The organism is Microbacterium sp. (genome assembly GCF_047607465.1).
Lineage (GTDB): Bacteria > Actinomycetota > Actinomycetes > Actinomycetales > Microbacteriaceae > Microbacterium.
Genome location: NZ_JASGCY010000003.1, coordinates 34,088 through 57,316, shown reverse-complemented (window position 1 = coordinate 57,316; position 23,229 = coordinate 34,088). Strand labels below are relative to the sequence as shown.

At 70.2% G+C, this 23,229-nt stretch carries 17 protein-coding genes, 1 tRNA gene and 1 other RNA gene; 4 read left to right on the top strand and 15 right to left on the bottom strand.

Annotated elements, in window-relative coordinates:
* Positions 1-4 precede the first annotated feature (4 nt).
* The 14 genes from QM568_RS00440 to ffs all read right to left on the bottom strand — a co-directional run bounded on the left by QM568_RS00440 (position 5) and on the right by ffs (position 17,532).
* The gene (locus tag QM568_RS00440) at positions 5-1,477 is read right to left on the bottom strand and encodes a malate:quinone oxidoreductase (RefSeq protein ID WP_415134678.1); all 1,473 of its coding nucleotides are present in this window, start codon (positions 1,475-1,477) and stop codon (positions 5-7) included.
* A gap of 114 nt (positions 1,478-1,591) precedes the next feature.
* Entirely contained in the window at positions 1,592-1,987 is a 396-nt protein-coding gene (locus tag QM568_RS00435) for a hypothetical protein (protein WP_415134676.1), read from the bottom strand.
* A 98-nt stretch (positions 1,988-2,085) separates the two neighbouring features.
* On the bottom strand, positions 2,086-3,150 hold the full coding sequence (locus QM568_RS00430) for an aspartate-semialdehyde dehydrogenase (RefSeq protein ID WP_415134674.1): 1,065 nt from the start codon (positions 3,148-3,150) through the stop codon (positions 2,086-2,088).
* A 91-nt stretch (positions 3,151-3,241) separates the two neighbouring features.
* Positions 3,242-4,522, bottom strand: coding sequence for an aspartate kinase (locus QM568_RS00425; RefSeq protein WP_415134672.1), 1,281 nt, complete (start codon positions 4,520-4,522; stop codon positions 3,242-3,244).
* A 93-nt stretch (positions 4,523-4,615) separates the two neighbouring features.
* On the bottom strand, positions 4,616-5,527 hold the full coding sequence (locus QM568_RS00420; RefSeq protein WP_415134670.1) for a DMT family transporter: 912 nt from the start codon (positions 5,525-5,527) through the stop codon (positions 4,616-4,618).
* Positions 5,524-6,117, bottom strand: coding sequence for a recombination mediator RecR (recR, locus tag QM568_RS00415; protein ID WP_415134668.1), 594 nt, complete (start codon positions 6,115-6,117; stop codon positions 5,524-5,526). Before recR ends, QM568_RS00420 begins: the two co-directional genes overlap by 4 nt.
* Positions 6,117-8,675, bottom strand: a complete 2,559-nt coding sequence (locus tag QM568_RS00410) for a DNA polymerase III subunit gamma and tau (protein ID WP_415134666.1) — start codon at positions 8,673-8,675, stop codon at positions 6,117-6,119. Before QM568_RS00410 ends, recR begins: the two co-directional genes overlap by 1 nt.
* A 214-nt stretch (positions 8,676-8,889) precedes the next feature.
* Positions 8,890-11,403 (bottom strand): glycoside hydrolase family 65 protein, encoded by a 2,514-nt coding sequence (locus QM568_RS00405; protein ID WP_415134664.1) that lies wholly within the window; start codon positions 11,401-11,403, stop codon positions 8,890-8,892.
* Positions 11,400-12,215: an HAD family hydrolase gene (locus tag QM568_RS00400; protein ID WP_415134662.1), complete on the bottom strand. Its 816-nt coding sequence runs from the start codon at positions 12,213-12,215 to the stop codon at positions 11,400-11,402. The genes QM568_RS00405 and QM568_RS00400 overlap by 4 nt, the downstream gene beginning before the upstream one ends.
* Positions 12,216-12,451: 236 nt before the next feature.
* Complete coding sequence (locus tag QM568_RS00395; protein ID WP_415134660.1) at positions 12,452-13,684, bottom strand: acetate/propionate family kinase; 1,233 nt, start codon at positions 13,682-13,684, stop codon at positions 12,452-12,454.
* Entirely contained in the window at positions 13,681-15,792 is a 2,112-nt protein-coding gene (gene pta, locus QM568_RS00390) for a phosphate acetyltransferase (RefSeq protein ID WP_415134658.1), read from the bottom strand. The genes QM568_RS00395 and pta overlap by 4 nt, the downstream gene beginning before the upstream one ends.
* A 320-nt stretch (positions 15,793-16,112) precedes the next feature.
* Positions 16,113-16,760, bottom strand: a complete 648-nt coding sequence (locus QM568_RS00385; RefSeq protein ID WP_415134656.1) for a hypothetical protein — start codon at positions 16,758-16,760, stop codon at positions 16,113-16,115.
* A gap of 12 nt (positions 16,761-16,772) precedes the next feature.
* Positions 16,773-17,090: a rhomboid family intramembrane serine protease gene (locus tag QM568_RS00380; protein ID WP_415134654.1), complete on the bottom strand. Its 318-nt coding sequence runs from the start codon at positions 17,088-17,090 to the stop codon at positions 16,773-16,775.
* Between the two features lie 345 nt (positions 17,091-17,435).
* An RNA gene (gene ffs, locus QM568_RS00375) (signal recognition particle sRNA small type) lies at positions 17,436-17,532 on the bottom strand.
* Positions 17,533-17,626: 94 nt separating this feature from the next.
* On the opposite strand from ffs, the gene QM568_RS00370 reads away from it, so the two are divergent.
* From QM568_RS00370 to QM568_RS00360, 3 genes are read left to right on the top strand one after another with little or no spacing between them, the layout of a single operon-like run.
* On the top strand, positions 17,627-18,607 hold the full coding sequence (locus QM568_RS00370; protein WP_415134652.1) for an AAA family ATPase: 981 nt from the start codon (positions 17,627-17,629) through the stop codon (positions 18,605-18,607).
* A 14-nt stretch (positions 18,608-18,621) separates the two neighbouring features.
* Positions 18,622-19,812, top strand: coding sequence for a DUF58 domain-containing protein (locus tag QM568_RS00365; RefSeq protein ID WP_415134650.1), 1,191 nt, complete (start codon positions 18,622-18,624; stop codon positions 19,810-19,812).
* Positions 19,799-22,084 (top strand): transglutaminaseTgpA domain-containing protein, encoded by a 2,286-nt coding sequence (locus tag QM568_RS00360; protein ID WP_415134648.1) that lies wholly within the window; start codon positions 19,799-19,801, stop codon positions 22,082-22,084. The genes QM568_RS00365 and QM568_RS00360 overlap by 14 nt, the downstream gene beginning before the upstream one ends.
* Positions 22,085-22,127: 43 nt before the next feature.
* Here QM568_RS00360 and QM568_RS00355 read toward each other — a convergent pair whose 3' ends face one another.
* Positions 22,128-23,024, bottom strand: coding sequence for a rhodanese-related sulfurtransferase (locus QM568_RS00355; protein ID WP_415134646.1), 897 nt, complete (start codon positions 23,022-23,024; stop codon positions 22,128-22,130).
* Positions 23,025-23,096: 72 nt separating this feature from the next.
* Between QM568_RS00355 and QM568_RS00350 the strand changes: the two genes are divergently transcribed.
* Positions 23,097-23,184: transfer RNA gene (locus QM568_RS00350), tRNA-Ser, on the top strand.
* The last annotated feature ends 45 nt before the right edge of the window (positions 23,185-23,229 follow it).

Below are 23,229 nucleotides of genomic sequence, written 5' to 3'. Positions count from 1 at the left end.
AGGCTCAGGCGTTCAGGCCGAGAACCTCGGCGGTCGCCGCCGTGTACTTCGCCGCCGCGTCGGCGTCGGCGTTGAGCTTCTGGCCGAGCGTCGGGATCAGCGCGCGCAGCGGCTCCTCCCAGCCCGGGTACTGCTCCGGGAAGCACTTCTTGAGCACATCGAGCATGATCGGCACGGCCGTCGACGCGCCAGGAGAGGCACCGAGCAGACCCGCGATCGAACCGTCGGCTGAGGATACGACCTCGGTGCCGAACTGCAGGATGCCGCCTTTTTCCGGGTCCTTCTTCATGACCTGGGCGCGCTGCCCTGCGTCGATGAGGGTCCAGTCCTCGTCCTTCGCCGTCGGCATGAAGGTCCGAAGGCTCTCGACCTTCTTGCGGTGGTTCTTCAGCAGTTCGCCGACGAGATAGGTGATCAGATCGGGGTTCGCGAAGGCGACCCGCAGCATCGGCCAGAGGTTGTGCGTGCGCACCTGGGTGACGATGTCGAGGAGCGAGCCCTGCTTCAGGAACTTCGGGCTGAACGTCGCGAACGGACCGAACAGCAGCGACGACTCCCCGTCGACGACGCGGGTGTCGAGGTGCGGCACCGACATCGGCGGGGCGCCGACTGATGCCTGCGAGTACACCTTCGCCTTGTGCTGCGAGACGATCGCCGGGTTCGTGGTCTTCAGGAACTGGCCGCCGATCGGGAAGACCCCGTATCCCTTGATCTCGGGGATGCCCGAGCGCTGCAGGAGCTTGAGCGCCCAGCCGCCCGCACCGACGAAGACGAAACGCGCCTTGATCTCGTTCGGGGTGTGCCCGAGGGTGTTGCGGTAGCCGATCTTCCAACTGCCGTCTTTCTGCTTCTTGAGGCTCTTGACCTCGTGGTTCAGGCGCAGATCGACACCCGATGCTGTGAGGTGATCGAAGAGCTGGTGGGTGAGCGCTCCGAAGTCGACGTCGGTGCCAGCGGGCACCCTCGTCGCCGCGAACGGCTCGCCCTTGCGGCGCTTCTGCATCAGCAGCGGCGCCCACTGGTTGATGACCCGGGAGTCCTCGCTGTACTCGATGCCCGCAAACAGCGGCTGCTCCTTGAGCACCTCGTAACGCTCCTTGAGGTACGCGACGTCCTTCTCGCCGCGCACGAACGTCATGTGGGGCGTCGCGTTGATGAAGGTCTTGGGCTCATCGAGCACGCCCTTCTCGACCAGCGACGACCAGAACTGACGGCTCTGCTGGAACTGCTCGTTGATGCCGACGGCCTTGGCGGGATCGAGCGGCTGACCTGGGACCTGCGGCATGTAGTTCAGCTCGCACAGCGCCGCATGGCCGGTGCCGGCGTTGTTCCAGGGGTTGGACGACTCCTGGGCGACGTCGGAGAGTCGCTCGAAGGCGACGATCTTCCACTCCGGCTGCAGCTCGTGCAGCAGGGTACCCAGGGTGGCGCTCATGATGCCACCGCCGATCAGGACGACATCGACGTTTTCGGTCACCGGACTAGTCTAGTTCGCGGATGCCTGCCGGCTGACCTCGCCGAACGACAAGACTCCCCACAAGCAATCAGGCAGGTGAGGTCGATCCGGGTCGAGCCCGTCGGCATGCGGCACTCACGGCTGTGCGACTCGCCAGATCGGGGCCTCTTCGTCGCACGCGGCCGGGATCGTGTCTGAGTCGAGGCGCGTGGTCTCGCCACCGGGCAGCTCAGCCTCCTCGCCATAGAGGAAGGTCGTCGCACCGTAGCGGAGCCCGCTTTCTTGCGTCGCTGACGAGACGGAATCGGCGAAGACAGGAAGCCAACGCGTGCCGTCGGCATCTTGAAGGTAGGTGCATCCAGCCTCGACCGTCAGGATGCCGAAGAGTTGTGCCGCGGCCGCTCCTGCATTGCCGGCGACAGACTCATACACCGCGACGCGTGAAGGGGGATCGGACGTGGCTGTGCAGCCGCCAAGGAGGAACATTGTCGCAGAGACCACGACCCATCTGGCGACCCGCGTGGCTTTCACAGAAGTGCTACTCCCAGGTTGGATAGCCTAGACACCGGCGTTTTACACTACTGGGTGGTCGCATTCTCGGCGGGTCGGAGTGAGAACCGCTGGGACCTTCAGACTGCGATGCGCTGTGCGACCAACTCGGCGATCTGCACGGCGTTCAGCGCCGCACCCTTGCGCAGGTTGTCGTTGCTGATGAACAGCACGAGCCCCTTGCCCTCAGGCGCCGACTGATCGGCGCGGATGCGGCCAACGAAGCTCGGGTCCTTGCCTGCGGCGTGCAGCGGCGTCGGGACCTCTTCGAGCACGACACCCGGCGCTGCGGCGAGCACCTCGGCTGCGCGCTCCGGCGTGATGTCGTCGCGGAACTCGGCGTGGATCGACAGCGAGTGACCCGTGAAGACGGGAACGCGCACGCAGGTACCAGCAACGCGCAGCCCGGGCAGCTCGAGGATCTTGCGGCTCTCGTTACGGAGCTTCTTCTCCTCGTCGGTCTCGTTCTCGCCATCGTCCACGATGCTGCCGGCGAGCGGGATCACGTCGAAGGCGATGGGGGCGACGTACTTCGCAGGTGCAGGGAACTCGATCGCCGAGCCGTCGTGCACGAGACGCAGCGTGTCGCCCTGGGCGAGGACGCCCTCGACCTGGCCGAGCAGCTCCTGGGCGCCGGCGAGACCGGAGCCGGAGACCGCCTGGTAGGTCGAGACGATGAGGCGCTCGAGGCCGGCTGCGGCATCCAGCGCCTTCAGCACGGGCATCGCGGCCATCGTGGTGCAGTTCGGGTTGGCGATGATGCCCTTCGGGCGCTCGTCGATCGCATGCGGGTTGACCTCGCTGACGACGAGGGGCACCTCTGGATCGTTGCGCCACGCGCTGGAGTTGTCGACGACCACGGCGCCCGCCTCGGCGAAGCGCGGCGCGTAGGCGCGGCTGGCGGTCGCGCCCGCGGAGAAGAGCGCGATGTCGATGCCACCGGCATCCGCCGTCTCGACGTCCTCGACGATGACCGTCGCGCCGCCGTACTCGATCGCCGTACCCGCCGAACGCGAGGAGGAGAACAGGCGCAGCTCGCGGACCGGGAATGACCGCTCGGCGAGAATCTCGCGCATCACCGTGCCCACCTGGCCGGTGGCGCCCACGATGGCGACGGAGAGTCCTGAGTCGGAGATGCTGGTCATGAGGTAATTTCCTTGCTGTCAGGGCACCGGCGAGTCTACCGCGCCGGGTATGGCGCGCAGATTGCGCAGCGGATGCCGTGAATGGATGCCGTCAGCGGCCGGTGCCTGCGTGGACTGTGGCCTCAGTCTCGCCGTCGAGCCCGTAGGCCGTGTGCACCTTGCGGGAGGCCTCCGCAAGATCAGAGTCGCGCAGCACCACCGAGATGCGGATCTCTGAGGTCGAGATCATCTCGATGTTGATGCCGGCATCCGACAGCGCCTCGAAGAGGATCGCCGAGACACCGGAATGCGTTCGCATTCCGGCGCCGACCACCGACAGCTTGCCGATCTGATCGTCGTGCACGAGGCTTGCGAAGCCCACCTCCGACTGATCGCTGGCCAGCGCCTTGAGAGCAGCCGAGGCATCGGCCTTCGGCACCGTGAACGAGATGTCGGTGCGGCCCGTCGCTGACACGTTCTGCACGATCATGTCGACGTTCGCCCCGGACTTCGCAACGATCTTGAAGATCTCGGCGGCCTTGCCTGGGACGTCAGGTACCCCGGCAACGGTGATCTTGGCCTGGCTGAAGTCGGTGGCAACCCCTGCGACGATCGGCTCTTCCATGGTTTCTCCCTCGGATGCGCGGGGGGACTTCTGCCCCTCACCCAGAACGTAGGTGCCCTCCGTCGACGAGAACGTCGACCGGGCGTGGATCAGGACGCCATGACGGCGTGCGTACTCAACGGCGCGGATGTACAGCACCTTCGCGCCGTTCGCTGCGAGTTCGAGCATCTCCTCGCTCGAGATGTGATCGAGCTTTTGGGCCTTCGGAATCACGCGCGGGTCGGCTGTGAAGATGCCGTCGACATCGCTGTAGATCTCGCACACATCAGCGGAAAGTGCAGCGGCGAGGGCGACAGCGGTGGTGTCTGAGCCGCCTCGTCCGAGAGTGGTGATGTCACGGGTGTCGCGGTTGAAGCCCTGGAAGCCGGCGACGATGACGATCGCACCCTCATCGAGAGCCTCGCGCAGGCGCACAGGGGTGACATCGACGATGCGGGCAGCGCCGTGCTGCGAGTCTGTGATCATTCCGGCCTGGCTGCCGGTGAACGAGCGCGCCTCGAAACCCATCGAGTGGATCGCCATCGCCAGCAGCGCCATCGAGATGCGCTCCCCGCTGGAGAGCAGCATGTCGAGCTCTCGCGGCGCCGGAATCGGGGCGACCTGATTCGCCAGATCGAGCAGCTCGTCGGTGGTGTCACCCATCGCACTGACGGCGACGACGACGTCGTGGCCAGCACGACGGGTGTCGACGATGCGCTTGGCGACGCGCTTGATGCTCTCTGCGTCGGCGACAGACGAGCCGCCGTACTTCTGCACGATGAGGGCCACGTTCACTCCCTGGGATGTCGGGCGGATCCGCCCGCACCCATTCTACGGAGCGTCTGTATGCTCCCAGGCGCATGTGTCGGACGCCGGGCGGACTCAGGGAGCCGGTGGCAGCGGGGCGGATGCCGCGGGGCGCAGCCGTCCGCCGGTGGCGGCGAACCAGCATCCGGCGATGATGAGCGGGAATCCGATGAGCAGCCCGGGGGTCAACGGCTCGGCGAGCACGATCGCTCCGAGCACGATGGCGACGACCGGGTTGACGTAGGTGAACAGGGGCGCCCGCACCGGCCCCGCCTCGCCGATCAGCGCGAAGAACGCGAGGAAGGCCACGGCCGTGCACACGACACCGAGCACGAGCAGAGCGACGATCGACGGCAGCGTCGGCACCTGGTGCTGCGTGAGCAGGCCGATCGGCAGATACAGGATGCCGATCATCATGAGCGACAGCGTGATGGTGCCGAGCGAGGACACGTCTCCGAGCTTGCGCGCCACGATGAACGGGGCGATCGCGTACAGCACCGCGACGAACAGCACCTCGGCTGCGGCGAGCAGGCTGACGTCCCCACCGAACAATCCGGGACCTGCGACCACGATCGCGACGCCGACGAAGCCGACGACGAGTCCGATCGCCCTGGCGGGGCGCAGCACGCTGCGGTCCCCGCCGCCGAGAGCGATGAGCGCGGCGAACAGCGGCACCGTGGCGACCAGCAGGCCGGTCATCCCGGAGGGCAGGGTCGTCTCGGCGTGCCCGAGCAGCACGAACGGCCCCGCCATCTCGACGAGTCCGAAGGCGAGCACCCAGGGCCACCGTCGCAGCGCGGCCCTGAGCGCGCCGGAGCGGATCGCGAACGGCAGCAGCAGGAGCGCGGCGATGAGCGTGCGCCCCGCGACGATCGCAGGCGGTGAGAGGGACTCGACCGCGATGCTGATGAAGAGGTAGGGGACGCCCCAGAGCAGGCACATCGCGGCGAAGAGCAGCCAGCCGCGTCGGGAGAACCCCGAGTTCACAGTACGCGCCGCCCTTCGAAGGCCCGACCAAGGGTGACCTCGTCGGCGTACTCGAGGTCGCCGCCGACCGGCAGCCCGGAGGCGAGCCGCGACACCGTGATCTGCATGGTGGTCAGCAGCCGGCTCAGGTAGCTCGCCGTCGCCTCGCCCTCGAGGTTGGGGTTCGTCGCGAGAATCACCTCCTGCACCGTGCCGTCGGCGAGCCGTGTCATCAGCTGCGCGATGCGCAGGTCTTCGGGGCCGATGCCGGCGATCGGGCTGATCGCGCCGCCGAGCACATGGTAGAGACCGCGGAACTCACGTGTGCGCTCGATGGCCGCGACGTCCTTCGCATCCTCCACGACGCAGATGAGCGCCGGATTGCGCCGCGGGTCGCGGCAGATCGCGCAGCGCTCCTGCTCGGCGACGTTGCCGCACACCTCGCAGAAGCGCACCCGCACCCGGATCTCGGTGAGCAGCTCAGCGAGACGCGCGACATCGAAGGTCGGCGTCTGCAGGATGTGGAACGCGATGCGCTGCGCAGACTTCGGTCCGATGCCGGGCAGTCGGCCGAACTCGTCGATCAGCTCCTGGACGATGCCGTCGTACATCAGTTGAACCTCGTCGGGGGCTCGTAGGGCTCTTCGCGCACGAATGTCGCGCCGAGCACTTGGCGGATCACGGCTTCGCCGTAACGCTGCACGCCGCCGGTCGGCGTGCGTTCGCTGACGACGGGCGCGGACGCCGCGGGGCGGCGAGGGGCGGCAGGAGCATCGGATGCCGGTGCGGCCGAAGCGCCGGCGGGAGGCTGGGCGGGCGCGACGGGTCGCGCAGCCGCTCTCCCGGCGGAGCCGTAGGACTCCGGTTCACCGGTCGTCGACCAGTGGCCGCCCCGCTCTGGGGGCGCGGAGTCGTACTCGGGGTCGTACGGAGGTTCGGCGTCGTACGGAGGTTCGGGGGTGTAGGGGGGCTCGGGGATGTAGGAGAGTCCAGGGTCGTAGGAGGGTACGTCGTCGTAAGAGGGTGCGACGTCACGGGACAGTGCCCCGTCGCGGGACAGTGCGCCGTCGTAAGAGGGTGCGGGCTCGTGGGAGGGCGTGTCGTCTTGGGAGGGTGCGGGCTCGTGGGAGGGCGTGTCGTCTTGGGAGGGTGCGCCGTCATACGGCGGAGTGCTCTCGCCGGACGCCACCCTGCCGCCGGACGACGCGGAGGCCGCGGTGGGGGAAACGGGGGCCGTCGAGGCGGAAGCGGTCGCAGACGCAGGCCCGGTCGCCGCAGCATCCGTGGGCGCGAGGCTGTCCGAGACGGTCTCCGAAGGCGTGGCCTCGCCCGCGACGCCCTCAGCCGGAGCAGCGCCCGCCATCGCGCTGCTCGATCGCTCCGCGGGCGCGGGGGCGACGGCATCCGCTCCTGACGGTATCGACGCGACCGCCCACTCGGTCACAGCGGCGGAATCGGCACGGGTCTGCGGACGGGAAGAGCCCGCTGACGCAGGCTCCGATGGCGCCGGTGCGTCGTTGGTCGGCGCCGCCTGCGGCGCGCTCTGGCGCGGTGCTCCCCCGACTGGCAGCGGCGCGGGCCGGTACTTGACCTTGATGCCGAGTTCCTGCTCGATCGCGGTGCGCAGATGGTCGGACGGGCCGGATCCGGGCGTGGCGCCCTTGAACTTCTGCACGTCGTGCTGACTCGTGAACCCGAGCGTCAGGACGTCGCCGTCGGCGTCGAAGGCGAGCGGCTGCACCGCCGTCGCCAGCAACCACGAAGTGCGGCTGATGTCTTCGAGGCGCCGGAGGACTCCCGACCACGCGGCGGTGATCCGCTCGATCGTGACGGGGCCGGAGGAGACGGATGCCGCAACCGGAGCGGGCGCCGCAACCGGAGCGGGCGCCGCGGCCGGAGCGGGCGCCGCAGCCGGAGCGGGCGCTGGAGCCGTCGCGCTCGAGGGAGCCGGAGCCGCCGCGGCGGTCTCCGCACCCGGACGTTCGGCGGGGACCGGAGCGACGTTCGCGGCGGCGGACCTCGCGGCTGCGGACTCCCCGGCTGCCGATTCCGAGGCTGTGGACAGCACCCTGGCCACCATGAGCTCGAGGTGCAGCCGCGGCGAGGTGGCGCCGGACATGTCGTCGAGCGCGGCGCTAACGACGTCGGCCGTGCGGGACAGGCGCGCCGAGCCGAAGGACGCGGCCTGCGCCCTCATCCGCTCGAGCTCGTCATCGGCGACACCGCGCAGCACCGCGGAGGCGCCGGTCCCGACGGCGGCGATGACGATGAGGTCGCGCAGGCGCTCGAGCAGGTCGTCGACGAAGCGCCGCGGATCCTGACCGGTTTGCACGACCTTGTCGATCGCGGGGAAGGCGGCAGCGGCGTCGCCTGCGGCGAGCGCGTCGACGATCTCGTCGAGCACCGTGGCATGCGTGTAGCCGAGGAGGGCGACAGCTCGTTCGTACGCGACCGTGACGGTCTCGGAGCCGGCCGGGGAGTCGGAGCCGGCGATGAGCTGATCGAGCAGCGAGAGCGTGTCTCGGGGAGAGCCTCCGCCGGCGCGCACGACGAGCGGCAGCACGCCCTGCTCGACGACGACGCCCTCTTCGGCGCAGAGCTTCTCGACGTACGCGAGCATCGCGGCCGGCGGCACGAGCCGGAACGGATAGTGATGCGTGCGCGAGCGGATCGTGCCGAGCACCTTCTCGGGCTCGGTGGTCGCGAAGATGAACTTCACGTGCTCCGGCGGCTCCTCGACGAGCTTCAGCAGCGCGTTGAAGCCCTGCGGCGTGACCATGTGCGCCTCGTCGAGGATGAAGATCTTGTAGCGGTCGCGGCTGGGCGCGAAGGTCGCGCGTTCACGCAGATCGCGGGCGTCGTCGACGCCGTTGTGGCTCGCCGCGTCGATCTCGACGACATCGAGGGAACCGCCCCCAGCGCGCGACAGCTCGACGCAGCTCGGGCAGGTGCCGCAAGGGGTGTCGGTTGGACCTTCGGCACAGTTCAGGCAGCGTGCGAGGATGCGCGCCGAGGTGGTCTTGCCGCAGCCGCGAGGGCCGGAGAAGAGATAGGCGTGCCCGACCCGGTCGCCGCGCAGCGCGGTCATCAGCGGATCGGTCACCTGGGACTGCCCGATCATCTCACCGAAGCTCTCGGGGCGGTAGCGGCGGTACAGGGCTGTGGTCACCAGAACAGCCTACGGCGTGCCGCAGACACTCGCGCCGCCAGCATCCCCCTCCCCCTCTCCCCCTCCCAGCATCCCCTCCCCTTTCTCCCCAGCATCCCCTTCCCACGGCCGACGCCCCACCTGGCCCGCGACGCCCCACCTGGCTGACGTCAGCCAGGTGAGGCGTCGCCGCGCAGATGGGGCGCCGACGGAGAAAAGCAGAGAAGAGCGGGGGTCAGTCGATCGGGGCGGCGTCCAGCACGGGGATCGCCGTCGTGATCACCGGGACCGTCGGGGCGAGCGGAGTGCCGTCCTCGCGGACGGCGTCCTGGAACGGCCGCAGCGTCGGGCGCCCCGCGATGACGGGCCCCTGATCGGCCAACGGCACCACGACGGGAGCGTCGACCTCGGCGATGAACGCGTCGCCGCGCACGCTGAACGGCACCGGATCCCCTGATCGCACCTCGACCCGCAGCGCATCGCGCGTCAGCGTGACCTGCAGCACCGACCCCCGCCACCGCAGCGGATACGACAGCGACGGCCAGTCCGCGGGCAGACGCGGGTCGAAGCTCAGCTCGCCGGCATAGTCGCGCATGCCGCCGAAGCCGCTGACCAGCGCCGTCCACACGCCTCCTGCCGACGCCACGTGCACGCCGTCGGCGGCGTTGTGGTGCAGGTCGTGCAGGTCGACGAACAGCGACTGCTCGAAGTACTCGCGGGCGAGATCCTGGTAACCGACCTCGGCGGCGAGGATCGACTGCACCACCGCCGACAGCGTCGAGTCGCCCGTGGTCAGCGGGTCGTAGTAGTCGAAGTCGGCGCGCTTCTCCTCGAGCGAGAAGTGGTTGCCCTGCAGGAACAGCGCGAGCACCACGTCGGCCTGCTTGAGCACCTGGAACCGGTAGATCACGAGCGGATGGAAGTGCAGCAGCAGCGGACGCTGCGACGCCGGGGTGTGCGCGAGATCCCACACCTCGCGCTCGAGGAAGAGCGAATCCTGCGGATGGATGCCGAGGCCCTCGCTGTACGGGATGAACATCGCCTCGGCTGCACGTTCCCACTCGTCGGCCTCATCGGGGCGCAGCCGGGTGCGCTCCACGACCTGCGCATACGCCTCGGGGTGCGCCTCGGCCATCTCGCGCACGACCTTCGCCGCATAGCGGAGGTTGTAGCGGGCCATCACGTTCGTGTACAGGTTGTCGTTCACGACGGTCGTGTACTCGTCGGGCCCGGTGACCCCATGGATGTGGAAGGTGGAGATGCCGTCGGCATCCGCATCGTCGACGACGTCGCGCGCGACGCGCCAGAACCCGAGCGTCGCCCACAGCCGGGCCGTCTCGATCACGACATCGGCGCCCTCGCGGCGCAGGAACTCGTCGTCGCCGGTGGCGCGCACGTACTTGCCGAGCGCGAAGCTCACGTCGGCGTTGATGTGGTACTGCGCGGTGCCTGCGGCGTAATAGGCCGACGCCTCCTCGCCGTTGATCGTGCGCCAGGGGAACAGCGCCCCGGCCTCGTTCAGCTGCGCCGCGCGCCTCCGGGCCGCCGGCAGCATGAGCACCCGCGCGCGCAGCGCGTTGCGCGCCCACTGCGGCGAGGTGTAGGTGAGGAACGGCAGGACGTAGATCTCGGTGTCCCAGAAGTAGTGGCCGCTGTACCCCGACCCCGAGACGCCCTTCGCGGCGACGCCGGTGCCGTCGGCCCGAGCGGAGGCCTGGGCCAGCTGCAGCAGGCACCAGCGCGTGGCCTGCTGCAGGTCGTCGTGGCCGGCGATCTGCACGTCGCTGCGCTCCCAGAACGCGGCCAGCCATTCCGCCTGCCGGGCGAACTGCACCTCGACGCCCTCGACGGCGACCCGGTCGAGGGAGCGGCGGCAGCGGTCGACGAGCTCCCGCGGGGGCACGCCGCGCGAGGTGTGATAACTGACGAGCTTGGTGATCCGGATCGGAACCCCCGCCTTCGCCTGCACCCGGAAGACGTTCTTGGCGATGTCGGACTCGATGAGCGTGCGGGCGCTGAACTCGTTCTCGGTGTCGACGACGTGGTCGGCGACGACCGCCACCGTCATGCCGGATGCCGAGACCCGGTACGACAGCGCCGAGCGCAGGCCGTCTTGCCAGTGCTCTGCGGGCTGCAGCACTCGGTCGGCGATCTTCTCGGCCTTGCGCGGGTCGAAACCGGCCCCCTTCGCCTCGGCCGGGGTGCCGGCATAGACCCCTGCGCCGTCCTGTCGATTCAGCATCTGGCAACTGATCGTCACCGGCGCATCGGAGTTCTCGACGACCACCTCGAGGTTCAGGATCGCAAGGTGTCGCTCGACGAAGCTGACGATGCGTTCGTCGCGGATGCGCACGCGCTTTCCCGATGGCGTCTCCCACACGACGAGCCGTTCGAGCACGCCGGTGCGCATATCGAGAGTGCGACGGTATTCGCGTACGTCGGCGTCGTCGAAGGAGATCGGCTCGTCATCGACGTAGACGCGCATCACTTTGGCGTCTGGCGCGTTGACGATGGTCTGCCCTACCTCGGCGAAACCGTAGGCCTGCTCGGCGTGCTTGATGGGCCAGATCTCGTGCAGGCCGTTGATGAACGTGCCGTGCTCGTGCGCTCCGCGGCCCTCGATGTGGTTGCCGCGCAGACCCAGATAGCCGTTGCCGACGCCGAACAGCGTCTCGCCGACGCCGTCTTCTGTGTAGCGCGTCTCGATGAGCCGCCAGGGGTCGACGGGGAAGCGGTCGCGGTCGATCACTCGTTCTCCTCGGAGTCGGTTGCGGAATCGGATGCTGCGCCTGGGGCGACGGCATCCGATGCCGCGCCGGCAGCGCCGGCCGAGACGTTCAGGAAGGCGGCGAGGTCGGCGACGACCACCGTCGCCCCCGCCGCACGGAGGGCGTCGGCGCCGGTGCCGCGATCGACGCCGACAACGACGTGGTAACCGGCCGCCGCGGCGGAAGCGGCGCCCGAGGTCGCGTCCTCGACGGCCGCGCTGAGGCCGGGGTCGACCCCGAGCGCCCGCGCGCCCTCGGCGAACATGTCGGGAGCGGGCTTGGAGGCGAGGCCGTCGCGTTCGGCGACGACGCCGTCGACGACGACCTGGAAGAACGAGCGGATGCCGGCGGCGGCGAGCACCTCCTCGGCGTTCTTCGAGCTGGAGACGACTCCCAGGGGCACGCCCGCCGCGTGCAGCTTCTCGATCAGCGCCAGGGAACCGGGGTACGCAGCGATGCCCTGACGGCGCAGGGAGGCGGCGAAGGCCGCGTTCTTGCGGTTGCCGATGCCGCAGATGGTGAGCGCCTCTGGCGGATCGTAGACGTCGCCCCATGGGACCTCGACGTTGCGGCTGTGCATGAGGCTGGCGACGCCGTCGTAGCGCTTCTTGCCGTCGACGAACTCGTAGTAGTCGGCATCCGTGTACGGCGGCGCGATGTCCCAGGCGGCGAAGACCTCGTCGAAGACGGCCTTCCACGCGCGCATGTGGACCTCGGCTGTCGGTGTGAGCACACCGTCGAGATCGAAGAGCACGCCTTCCGCGCCGAGCAGGTCGGGCAGGACATCGGGCACGGGAACCTCCAGGAGAAGGACGAGGGGTTCGGCACCTCTCCGTGCCACGACTGCCAGCGTAGTCGGGTGGCGCTGGGCGGGGTAGTCCCCTGCGCGGCACTCATGTTCTTTGAGCGCGTAGGGCTTCCCGTGCCCGAGCACGCGGGAGGGGCCCGCCGGGTGGCAGGTGTTCCGGCATCCGCGCTGCGCGACCCTGCGCGACTGCCACCCCGTGCGGCGGGACCCGCGCGGCGCGCTCAGCGGAGCGAGACGGCGAGCTCGGCCGTCTGCCGGGCGATCTGCAGCTCCTCGTTCGTCGGCACGACCAGGACCGTCACGCGCGAAGCGTCGGTGGAGATCCGGCGGATGCCGCGCCCACGGGCGGCGTTGCGCTCCTGGTCGATCTCCACCCCCGCGAAGCCCAGGGTCGCCATCGCCTCGGCGCGCACCACGGCGGCGTTCTCGCCGACGCCGGCGGTGAAGGAGATCACGTCCACGCCGCCGAGCTGCGCGAGGTAGGCGCCGGCGTAGGCGCGCAGGCGGTGGATGTACACGTCGAACGCGAGAGCGGCGGCATCCTCTCCCGCATCGCGCCCCGCGAGGATGTCGCGCATGTCGCTGCGCCCGGCGAGCCCCAGAAGTCCGCTGCGCTTGTTCAGCAGGTCGTCGAGATCGTCGATCGAGTACCCCGCTCGGCGCGCGATGTGCAGGAGCGCCGCCGCGTCGATGTCACCCGAGCGCGTGCCCATGACGAGCCCTTCGAGCGGGGTGAGTCCCATCGACGTCTCGACCGACCGGCCGCCGTCGACGGCCGTGACCGAGGCGCCGTTGCCGAGATGGAACACGATCTGCCGGAGCTCCCCCGGGTCCCGCTCGAGGAAGGCCGCGGCCGCAGCGCTGACGAACTGGTGGCTGGTGCCGTGGAATCCGTAGCGGCGCACCTGCTGCTCGCGGGCGAGGTCGGCATCGATCGCGTACGTGTACGCCGCCGGCGCGAGCGACTGATGGAAGGCGGTGTCGAAGACCGCCACGTGCGGCACCTCGGCGAACACCGCCCGCGCGGAGCGGATGCCGGCGAGATTGGCGGGGTTGTGCAGCGGCGCGAGCACGGAGAGCTCGTCGATCTGCTGCTCGACCTCGGCGTCGATGATCGTCGGCGAGACGAACCGCGAACCGCCGTGCACGACGCGGTGGCCGATCGCGGAGGGCGGATGCTCCTCCAGCGCCGGGCCGTGCGCCGCGAACTGCTCGAGCATCACCGCGAACGCTTCGTCGTGATCGGCGATCTCCCGCTCGGACTCGTATTCGGCCACGAGCATCGTGGCGACGGCATCCGCTGACGAATCCGGCCGCACCGTGTGCGAGACCGGGCTCGTCGCCTGGCCGATCCGCTCGATGAGCCCGCCGCCGAGCTCCTGCTCGCGGTCGACGTCGATGAGGCTGTACTTCAGCGACGACGAGCCGCTGTTGATGACGAGGACCGTGCTCATGCCGTCTCTCCCTGCGCCTGGATCGCCGTGATGACGACCGTGTTGACGATGTCGTCGACGAGCGCACCGCGCGACAGGTCGTTGATCGGCTTGTTCAGTCCCTGCAGCACGGGGCCGATCGCCACCGCTCCGGCGGAGCGCTGCACGGCTTTGTAGGTGTTGTTGCCGGTGTTCAGGTCGGGGAAGACGAACACGGTCGCGCGTCCGGCGACCTGCGAATCCGGCAGCTTCGCCTTCGCCACCGCGAGGTCGGCGGCGGCGTCGTACTGGATCGGGCCCTCGACGAGCAGCTCCGGCGCCCTCTCGTGCACGAGAGCGGTCGCCGCGCGCACCTTGTCGACGTCGGCGCCAGAGCCCGACTCGCCCGTCGAGTACGACAGCATGGCCACGCGCGGGTCGATGCCGAACTGCCGGGCGGTCGCGGCCGAGGAGATCGCGATGTCGGCGAGCTGCTCGCTGGTCGGATCGGGGATCACCGCGCAGTCGCCGTAGACGAGGACCCGATCGGCGAGGGCCATGAGGAAGACGCTGGAGACGACGTTCACACCCGGCTTCGTCTTGATGATCTCGAACGACGGGCGGATCGTGTGCGCCGTGGTGTGCGCGGCGCCGGAGACCATGCCGTCGGCGAGACCGAGATGCACCATCATCGTGCCGAAGTACGACACGTCGGTGACGGCGTCCGCGGCTTGGGCGAGCGTGATCCCCTTGTGGGCGCGGAGCCGGGCGTACTCGGCGGCGAACCGCTCGACGAGGGCGGGATCGGTCGGACTGATCACCTGGGCCGCGGCGATGTCGACGCCGAGCTCGACCGCGCGGGCTCTGACCGCCTCCTCGTCGCCGAGGATCGTCAGGTCGGCCACCTCGCGGGCGAGGAGCGTGGCCGCCGCGCGCAGGATGCGGTCGTCGCTCCCCTCCGGGAGGACGATGCGCTTGCGGTCGGCTCTGGCGCGCTCGATGAGGCCGTACTGGAACATCAGCGGAGTGACCACGGTCGACGTCGCCAGTCCCAATTGCGATGCGAGCGCCGTGTAGTCGACGTGCGATTGGAAGAGGGCGAGGGCGCGGTCGTAGCGCACGCGCGAGGCCTGCGTGAGCCGGCCGCGGGTGTGCATCACGCGCACGGCCGTGTCGTAGGTGCCGAGGTCGGTCGCGACGATAGGCACGGTGGAGGCGAAGCCGTCGAGCAGCTGCGTGATGGGCTCTGGCAGCGGGAACGGCCCGTTCAGCACGATGCCGGCCACGCGCGGGAACGTGCCGGCCGCGTCGGCGAGCAGCGTCGCCAGCAGAACCTCGGTGCGGTCGGCGGGGATCACCACCACGGCGTCGTCGGTGAGCCGCGGCAGGACGTTCACCATCGACATCCCGGCGACGACGATCGACAGCGCCTCGCGCGACAGCTGATCGGGATCGCCCTTGATGAGCGTGCCCTCGACGGCGTCGAGGATGCCGCGGATCGAGGGGGCCACGAGGGTGCGGTCCTCGGGGATCGCCCACACCGGCGTCTCCGGACGCTCCTCGGCCACGGCCCCGATGATCTCCTCGCGCACATCGGGGTCGGCGCGGTTCACGACGACGGCGAAGAGCTCGGCCCGCTCCGCCTCCAGCTCGGCGAGCGCGAGGGCGGCGATCTTCCCGACGGCGGCCGGGGTGCGCGCGGAGGTCGTGCCCAGCTGCTCGGCCCGGTGCTGCTGATCCCTGCCCGACAGCACGAGCAGCACCGGCGAGCCGAGGTTCGCAGCGATCCGCGCATTGTAGCCGAACTCCGCGGGGCTGGAGACGTCGGTGTAGTCGCTGCCGACGATGACGACCGCCTCGCACTGCGCTTCGACGGCCTTGTACCGGGAGACGATGCTCGACAGGGCGCCCTCGGGGTCGTGCCGCACGTCGTCGTAGGTCACCCCGATGCACTCGTCATAGTCGAGCTGCACACCGTCGTGGGCGATCAGCAGCTCGAGGATCTCGTCGCGCTCGGTCACGGAGCGCGCGATCGGCCGGAACACGCCGACCCGCGGCGTCACGCGCATCAGCGCGTCGATCACCCCCAGCGCGATCGTCGACTTGCCCGTGTGTCCTTCGGCTGAGGTGATGTAGATGCTCCGCGCCACGGTGCCAGCCTAGTTCGGAGCCCCCGCGATCCGCTCTCCTGACGATCCGTGGATTTCCCGGACGGCTCCGGTCGCAGTTCGTGCCGGTCTCGGATGCTCCGTTGCCGTTCCGGTCGCAGTTCGTGCCGGTTTCGGGTGCTCCGTCGCCGCTCCGGTCGCAGTCCGTGTCGCTATTCCGGAGCTCAAGCGGCACAGATCGCGACCGGAACGAAAACGGATGCCGGACGGATGCCGGACGAAGCAGACGGATGCCGGAACAAGACGCCGGACGACCAAGCTCACGCGCCGGACGCCAGACCACGCGCACGGCGCGCCGGGGACTACAGCGCCGGGCAGCCGCGCGTCAGGGCGTCGACGACGGCCGTCGCATCCTCCTGATACCTCGTGTAGTAGTCGGCATCCGTGTTCACCTGCACCCGGTGGATCGCGTGCGACGGCGGCATCGCCTGCCAGTCCGGAACCAGGGCGAGCTTCCGGTAGAACAGCGTGGCCGCGGTCGCCGGATCCATCCGCTCCTCGACGCTTCCCCACCACTCCTGCTGCTGGAAGAGCCCGATGCTCGTCGTGCGCGAGCCGTCGGGGTTCGTGATGCCTCTCGTCTCCCAGTCGCCGTAGTCGATGTTGCGCAGGCTGCTCTCACCCATCGCCGTCATCACCCCGAGGATCTGCCCGTCGCGATCGAATCCCAGAGCGGATGCCGTGAGCATGATCGTCGCCGCGTTCTGCAGCTGCTCGCCGCGCCAGCCGGCGACATCCGCGGTGGCCAGCTGCGTCGGCTCGGTCGCGCAGTACGCGGGCGCGGCGGTGAGCTCCGGCGCCCAGGACACCAGTGCCGGTGCGGCGAGCACGCCCGCGACGGTCGCCGCGGAGACGGCGGCCAGGGTGATGGCGGTGCGACGCAGCATCCGCTTGCGCCGCATCCGTCGTCGCGCGCGCTGCCGCGGCGAGCGCCTCGGGGTCTTCGACATCGTGCCGCCGCCTCAACGCCTGTCCGCGCGGGTCCGGCCGGCGAACGCGGCCGCTCCTCCGCCGATCGCGCCGAACAGGTGCCCCTGCCAGGAGACCCCGGCCGCGGCGGCGAAGACGCCGGCGAGCATCGACCCGCCGTACACCCCGATGACCACGAGCGCCACGACGGCGTAGAGGATGCGGTGGGCCACCCGGCCTGGAGCGAAGACGCGCATCACGAGATAGCCGAAGTAGCCGAAGACGAGACCGGATGCGCCGACGGTGAGGGTTCCCGGTGCGTTGACGATCCAGGTGCCGAGCCCGCCGATCACGGTGGCGAAGAGCGTCACCACCCAGAACCGTCGCGCCCCCCTCGGCCGCGACGAGGAAGCCCAGCACGAGGAACGGCGCGGAGTTGCCGATGAGGTGCAGCCAGCTCGCGTGCAGGAGCGGAGCCGCGACGATGCCGGGCAGGCCCTCCGGCGACCAGGAGCGGATGCCGAAGACCGAGAACGACCCGGGAAGGATGCTGTCGGCCAGCTGCACCGCCCACATCAGCGCGAGCAGCACGAGCGGGGCGCCGAACCGGCGGATCCTGTTCGGCGAGGTCTGCGGCTCGATCGCGGTCATGATCCGATTCTCGCAGTGCGGGCTGTGCGCGCCTCGTGAGGAGCATCGACGGAGACCCCGGAGAAGGAGAAGACCCTCCGCGCACCCAGCAGAGCCCGGTTACCCTTGCTGCGTTTCCGCCCTGGGGGAATTGGCCTGGATGCCGCCGCGCGGAGAGCCGTCAACCAGTCTACCCGAGGTCTGAGGGCCGCCGTGCGCGAGATCGGGTTACGATCGGTTCACGCGCGCATCGGAGCGCCCAGGCGAGAGGGAACGCATGACAGACACCGCCCCGGCAGCACTCTCGTCCGAGCGCTTCGCCGCCTTGACCGGAGCGATCGCGGCCTCGGTCGGCCAGGTCATCGACGGCAAGCCCGAAGCCGTGCGCAGCGCCCTCGTCTGCCTTCTCGCCGAGGGCCACCTGCTCATCGAGGACGTGCCAGGCGTCGGCAAGACCATGCTCGCCCGCGCCCTCGCCGCGAGCATCGACGCCACGGTGCGGCGGATCCAGTTCACCCCCGACCTGCTGCCGGGAGACGTCACCGGGGTGAGCGTGTACAACCCCGTCGACCGGGAGTTCGAGTTCAAGCAGGGCGCCGTCTTCGCGCACATCGTCATCGCCGACGAGATCAACCGCTCATCACCCAAGACCCAGTCGGCGCTGCTCGAGGCGATGGAGGAGGGCCAGGTCACCGTCGACGGCGCCACCCATCCGCTGCCGGATCCGTTCCTCGTCGTCGCGACCCAGAACCCGCTCGAGATGGAGGGCACCTACGCACTCCCCGAGGCGCAGCGCGACCGCTTCATGATGCGCATCTCGATGGGATATCCGGATGCCGCCGCCGAAGCCCTCATGATCCGCCAGCGCGACACGGTGAACCCCCTCGCCGCGGTCTCGGCGGTCACCGACGCCGACACCGTGCGGGCGCTCATCGCCTTCGCCCGGAGCGTGCACGTCGCCCCCGCGATCGAGGAGTACACGGTCGCGCTCTCCCGGGCCACCCGGTCGGATCCGAGCCTGCACCTGGGTGCGAGCCCCCGTGCGACGCTGCAGCTGATCCGCGCCGCGAAGGTGCGCGCCGCCCTCGACGGCCGCGACTTCGTGATCCCCGACGACGTCTCCGAGCTCCTGATCCCCGTGCTCGCGCACCGGCTGCTGCCCGCGCGCGGCGCGCACCGGGCCGGAGCCCAGCCCGTCGAGGCCGCCCTCGAGCAGATCGTGGCCCGCGTGCGGGTACCCGTCGCCTCCCGCGCCTGACGGACGCTGCAAGCATGCGACCCCGACGCACCCTCACCGCCCGGGGCACGGGTGCGCTCCTGGCCGGTATCGGCTGCATCGTCTTCGCGAACCTCATCGGGGCGGCGATCCTCGTCCACGTCGGCATCCTGCTCATCGCCGCCACCGCGATCGCCGTCCTGGTCGTACGGCTCCCCCGGCGCAGCGGCAACGTCTCGCGGCAGATCTCGACCGACCTGCTCACCGTGTCGGAGACCTCCCGCGTGTCGGTGCGCTTCGACCTGCGCTCGCTGCGGACACCGAGCGCCCTGTGGCGCGACATCCTCCCCGACGCGGTATCCGGCGACGCGGCCGGCGAGTTCCCGACGCCGAACGGGCGGCTCGGCTACTCCATCACGGGCGTACGGCGCGGCGTCTGGTCGATCGGGCCGCTCATGCTGCGCACCGTCGATCCGTTCGGTCTCGCCCAGCGCGAGCAGGCGTTCGGTGAGACCCACACGATCACGGTCGTCCCCGAGGTCTTCGCGCTCACGCCCCTGAAGGTCAAGGTGGGCGCCGCCGGCGGCACCGCGCATACCTCGACGAGCCGGCTCGGCCAGGGCGCCGACAACCTCTCGCCGCGCGGCTACGTGCCCGGCGATTCGATGCGGCGCATCCACTGGCGCGCGACAGCGCACCGCGGTCAGCTGATGGTGCGACAGGAGGAGGCCGAGTCGAGCCCCGACGCGCTGGTGATCCTCGACCGCAGCGCCGCCCGCTGGGCGAAGCCGGGCGACGAGGCTGATCCTGCCTTCGAGGCCGCCGTGTCGCTGTGCGCCTCCGCCGCCGTGCACCTCGAGCAGGAGGGCTACGGCGTCGACGTCATCGACAGCGCCGGCAACGCCCTCGGCACGCTGCGCGGCCACGAGGACGACAGGGAGAGCCTGCTCGTCGCCCTGGCGATGACCACCCCCCGCGGCGAGGCGCGCGATGCGACCGCGCTCGTCGGCGGCACCCCGCCCGGCCCCCTCGTGTACATCACCGGGAGCCTCGAGGAGGACGACGCCGATGCGCTGCGCACCGCGGCCGCGGCCGCGGGGATGCTCTTCGCCACCGCCCTCGGCGATGGTGCTGCCGCCGCCGCGGGGCGCCGCGGATGGCGGGTGGCCGAGCTCGGCGACGACGTCGCCGCGGCATGGGACGACGCGCTTCCCGATCAGATCGGAGTCGGCGATGTCCCGCGCTGAGCCCAGGGCGCCGCACCTGCGCTGGCATCGCGACGAGGCTCCGCGCGAGGTGTTCTTCGTGCCAGCGGTGCTGGCCACGGCATCCGCCCTGGTCGCGCTCTGGCCGTACACGTCGGTGATCGAACCAGGGGCCTGGTCGTTCACCGCCGTCGTGATGGTGTGCGCCGTGGCGCTGATCGGGTTCGGCGTGCGCGTCGCGCTCCGGTACCGCCGCGTCTGGGCGCGCGAGGTCGTCGCCCTGGTGGCGCAGCTGCTGGGTGCTCTGGGCCTGCTCACCCAGCTCGTCGCGCCGAGCAGTGCGGTGCTCGGCGTCGTCCCGACGGACGCCACATGGACATCGTTCGCGGCGCTCTCGGGCACCGGATGGGATCAGATCATCCACGGCGTCGCGCCGCTGGACAGCACGCCGGGGCTGCGTCTCCTGCTCGGGGCGGGCTTTGCGGCCGTCACGCTCCTGCTCGATCAGCTGATCGCGACGCGCGGCGCCGTGCTCGCCGGCCTGCTCGTAGCCGGCGTCGGGGTGGTGCCGATGGCCGTCGTCGGCAGCGGCGTCAACATCGTCTGGTTCCTCATGCTCGCCGTCATCGTGCTGATCCTCCTGCGGTGCACCGCGCTGCGGCATCCGGAGTCCCCCGGCCGGCTCGCGCCGGTCGCCGTCGTCAGCGCCGGCGCTGTCGCGATCGCGGCCTCCCTCTTCATCTCCCCCGCACTGCCGGTGGCCGCGACGCTGGCCGGCGTCGGCCCCGGCGTGCGCGTCGACGCGTCGCTGCGGCTGGGCGACGATCTGCGTCAGCCGAGCCCGGTCGAGGTGCTCGCCCTCGCCACGGCGCGCACCACCGCCCCGTACCTGCGGCTGACCACCCTGTCCGACTTCGACGGCCGCGTCTGGAGCCCCGATCGCAGCGCGCTGCAGCCCACGAGCGACGGCTTCGGCGCCGCGGAATGGGGACCGGACATCGCCGTCGCAGAGGAGAGCACCTCGATCAGGGTGACGCGCATGTCGAGCTCGTGGCTACCAGTGCCGTATCCGGCGACGAGCGTGCAGGGCGTCGGTTCGTCGTGGCGCGTGATGCCCGAGAACCGCACGCTCGCCTCCCGCACCGCGGACGCGGTCGGCAACGACTACACCGTCGCCTCGCTGCGGGTGACGCCGACGCTCGAACAGATCCGCAACCTGCCCGCGGCGCCCGCCAGCGACGGCGGCGACCCGGTGGAGCTGCCGGCGTCGATCGCGAGCACCGCCGCCGCCGTCACCGCCGCGGCGACGAACGATTACGACCGGCTGATCGCGCTGCAAAGCTGGTTCCGCAGCGAATTCGCCTACTCTCTGGAGACGCCGGTGGAGGAGGGGTTCGACGGGACAGGGGCGGATGCCGTCGCCACCTTCCTCGAGGTGAGATCCGGGTACTGCGTGCACTTCGCCGGCGCGTTCACGTTGATGGCGCAGAGCCTGGGCATGCAGTCGCGCATCGTCGTCGGCTATCTCCCTGGCACGCGCACGTCGGAGCGGCGCGGCGATGAGTACATCTACTCGGTCGCCAGCGACAAGCTGCACTCCTGGCCTGAGGTGCTCTTCCCCGGCGTCGGCTGGGTGCCGTTCGAGCCGACCGCCACGCTCGGCACGCCCACCGCGTTCGCGTCGGAGCAGGCCTCGGGCGGGACCGCGGGGCAGGCGACCCCCGCACCGACGTCGGTGCCCACGAGCACCGCGACCTCCCCTGCCGAGATCGACCGCGGCGACGTCGGCGGCGGAACGACCTCCGGCGGAGAGCTGCGCCGCCTCGACCCGGCTCCCGTCGTGCTCGTCGGGTTCGGCATCGCGCTGGTGCTGCTGCTGCCGATGCTCATCCGCTGGACGGTGCGCGTGCTCCGCATCCGCCGGGCGCGGCGCGGTGACGCGGGGGCGGCCTGGGCCGAATTGCGGGCCACCCTCATCGACCTGCAGATCGCGATCTCCGACGCCGATTCGCCACGGATCCGCGGCACCCTGCTGGTGAGGGAGAACAGCGCGGATGCCGCGGCGACGGCGATGCTCGTCGATGCGGTCGAACGGGCGAGCTATGCCCGTGCCGGGAGCGCGGACGACCTCTCCCCCGCGCTGCGCACGGTGCTGCGCGGAGTCCGCAGGAGCGTCGATCGGCGGGCGCGGGCCGCGGCGCTGCTGCTGCCGCGCTCGCTCATCGCCTCGCGGCCGGTCGGACGCGTCGACATCGAGCCCGACCCCGAGTGGTTCGGCGAGCTCGTCGGAGACGGGAAGGCGGACCGGCGCTGAACGGTGCGGTGGCCGGGGGCGCCCTGCGTGCACGACCGGGCGATCAGCGGATGGCGGCGTGCGCCCGGCACGGCACCGCATCGCACGCCTCGCACACCACCGACTGGGTCTGACAGGAACGGTCGGGGCAATTCGCGGTGCGGTTCGTTGCCGCGCCGCATCCGGCGCAGACGCCGATGACGGCGGCGTGGTCGGAGAAGTCCATCGAACGGCGCTTGTCGAAGACGTAGAGCGAGCCCTCCCAGAGCCCGTCGTCGCCGTATTTCTCGCCGTAGCGCACGATGCCGCCCTCGAGCTGATAGACCTCGCCGAAGCCGCGCGCGGTCATCAGGCTCGACAGCACCTCGCAGCGGATGCCGCCGGTGCAGTAGGTGACGACGGGTTTGCCCTTGAGATCGTCGTAGGCGCCGGAGTCGAGCAGACTCACGAAGTCGCGCGTCGTCTCGGTCTCGGGGACGATCGCGTTCTTGAACCGGCCGATCTGCGCCTCGAGGGCGTTGCGGCCGTCGAAGAACACGACCTCGTCGCCGCGCTCGTCGATGAGCTCGTGCAGGGCCTGAGGACTCAGCCGCATGCCGCCGCCGATCACGCCGCCCTCGTCGACGTGGAGCTCGCCCGGGGCGCCGAACGACACGATCTCGTCGCGCACCTTGACGCTGAGCTTCGGGAAGTCGAGGCTGCGGCCGTCGGCATCCACTCCGCTCCCCTCGCTCCACTTGATGTCGACGTCCTTGAAGGGCGCGTAGCCGCGGAACTTGCGCACCCACTTCTTCAGCACGAGTACGTCGCCGCCGAGCGTGCCGTTGATGCCGTCCTTGGAGATGATGAGGCGGCCGCGCAGGCCGAGAGACTCACCGAGATCACGCTGCCACAGCCGGATCGCCTCGGGGTCGGCGAGCGGCGTGAAGACGTAGAAGAGGATGATCTTGGGTGTTGCCACCCAGGAATCCTACGCGGTGGGCTCGGTCACAGAGCCCGCCGCCGATCGGCTAGACTGTTCAGGTTGTTCCCTGGTGACGTGTCCGAGCGGCCGAAGGAGCACGCTTGGAAAGCGTGTGTTGTGCAAGCAACCGCGGGTTCGAATCCCGCCGTCACCGCCAGTAGAAAGTAGGGCTCGCGAGGGCCTTGTTGAAACGGATTCTGAT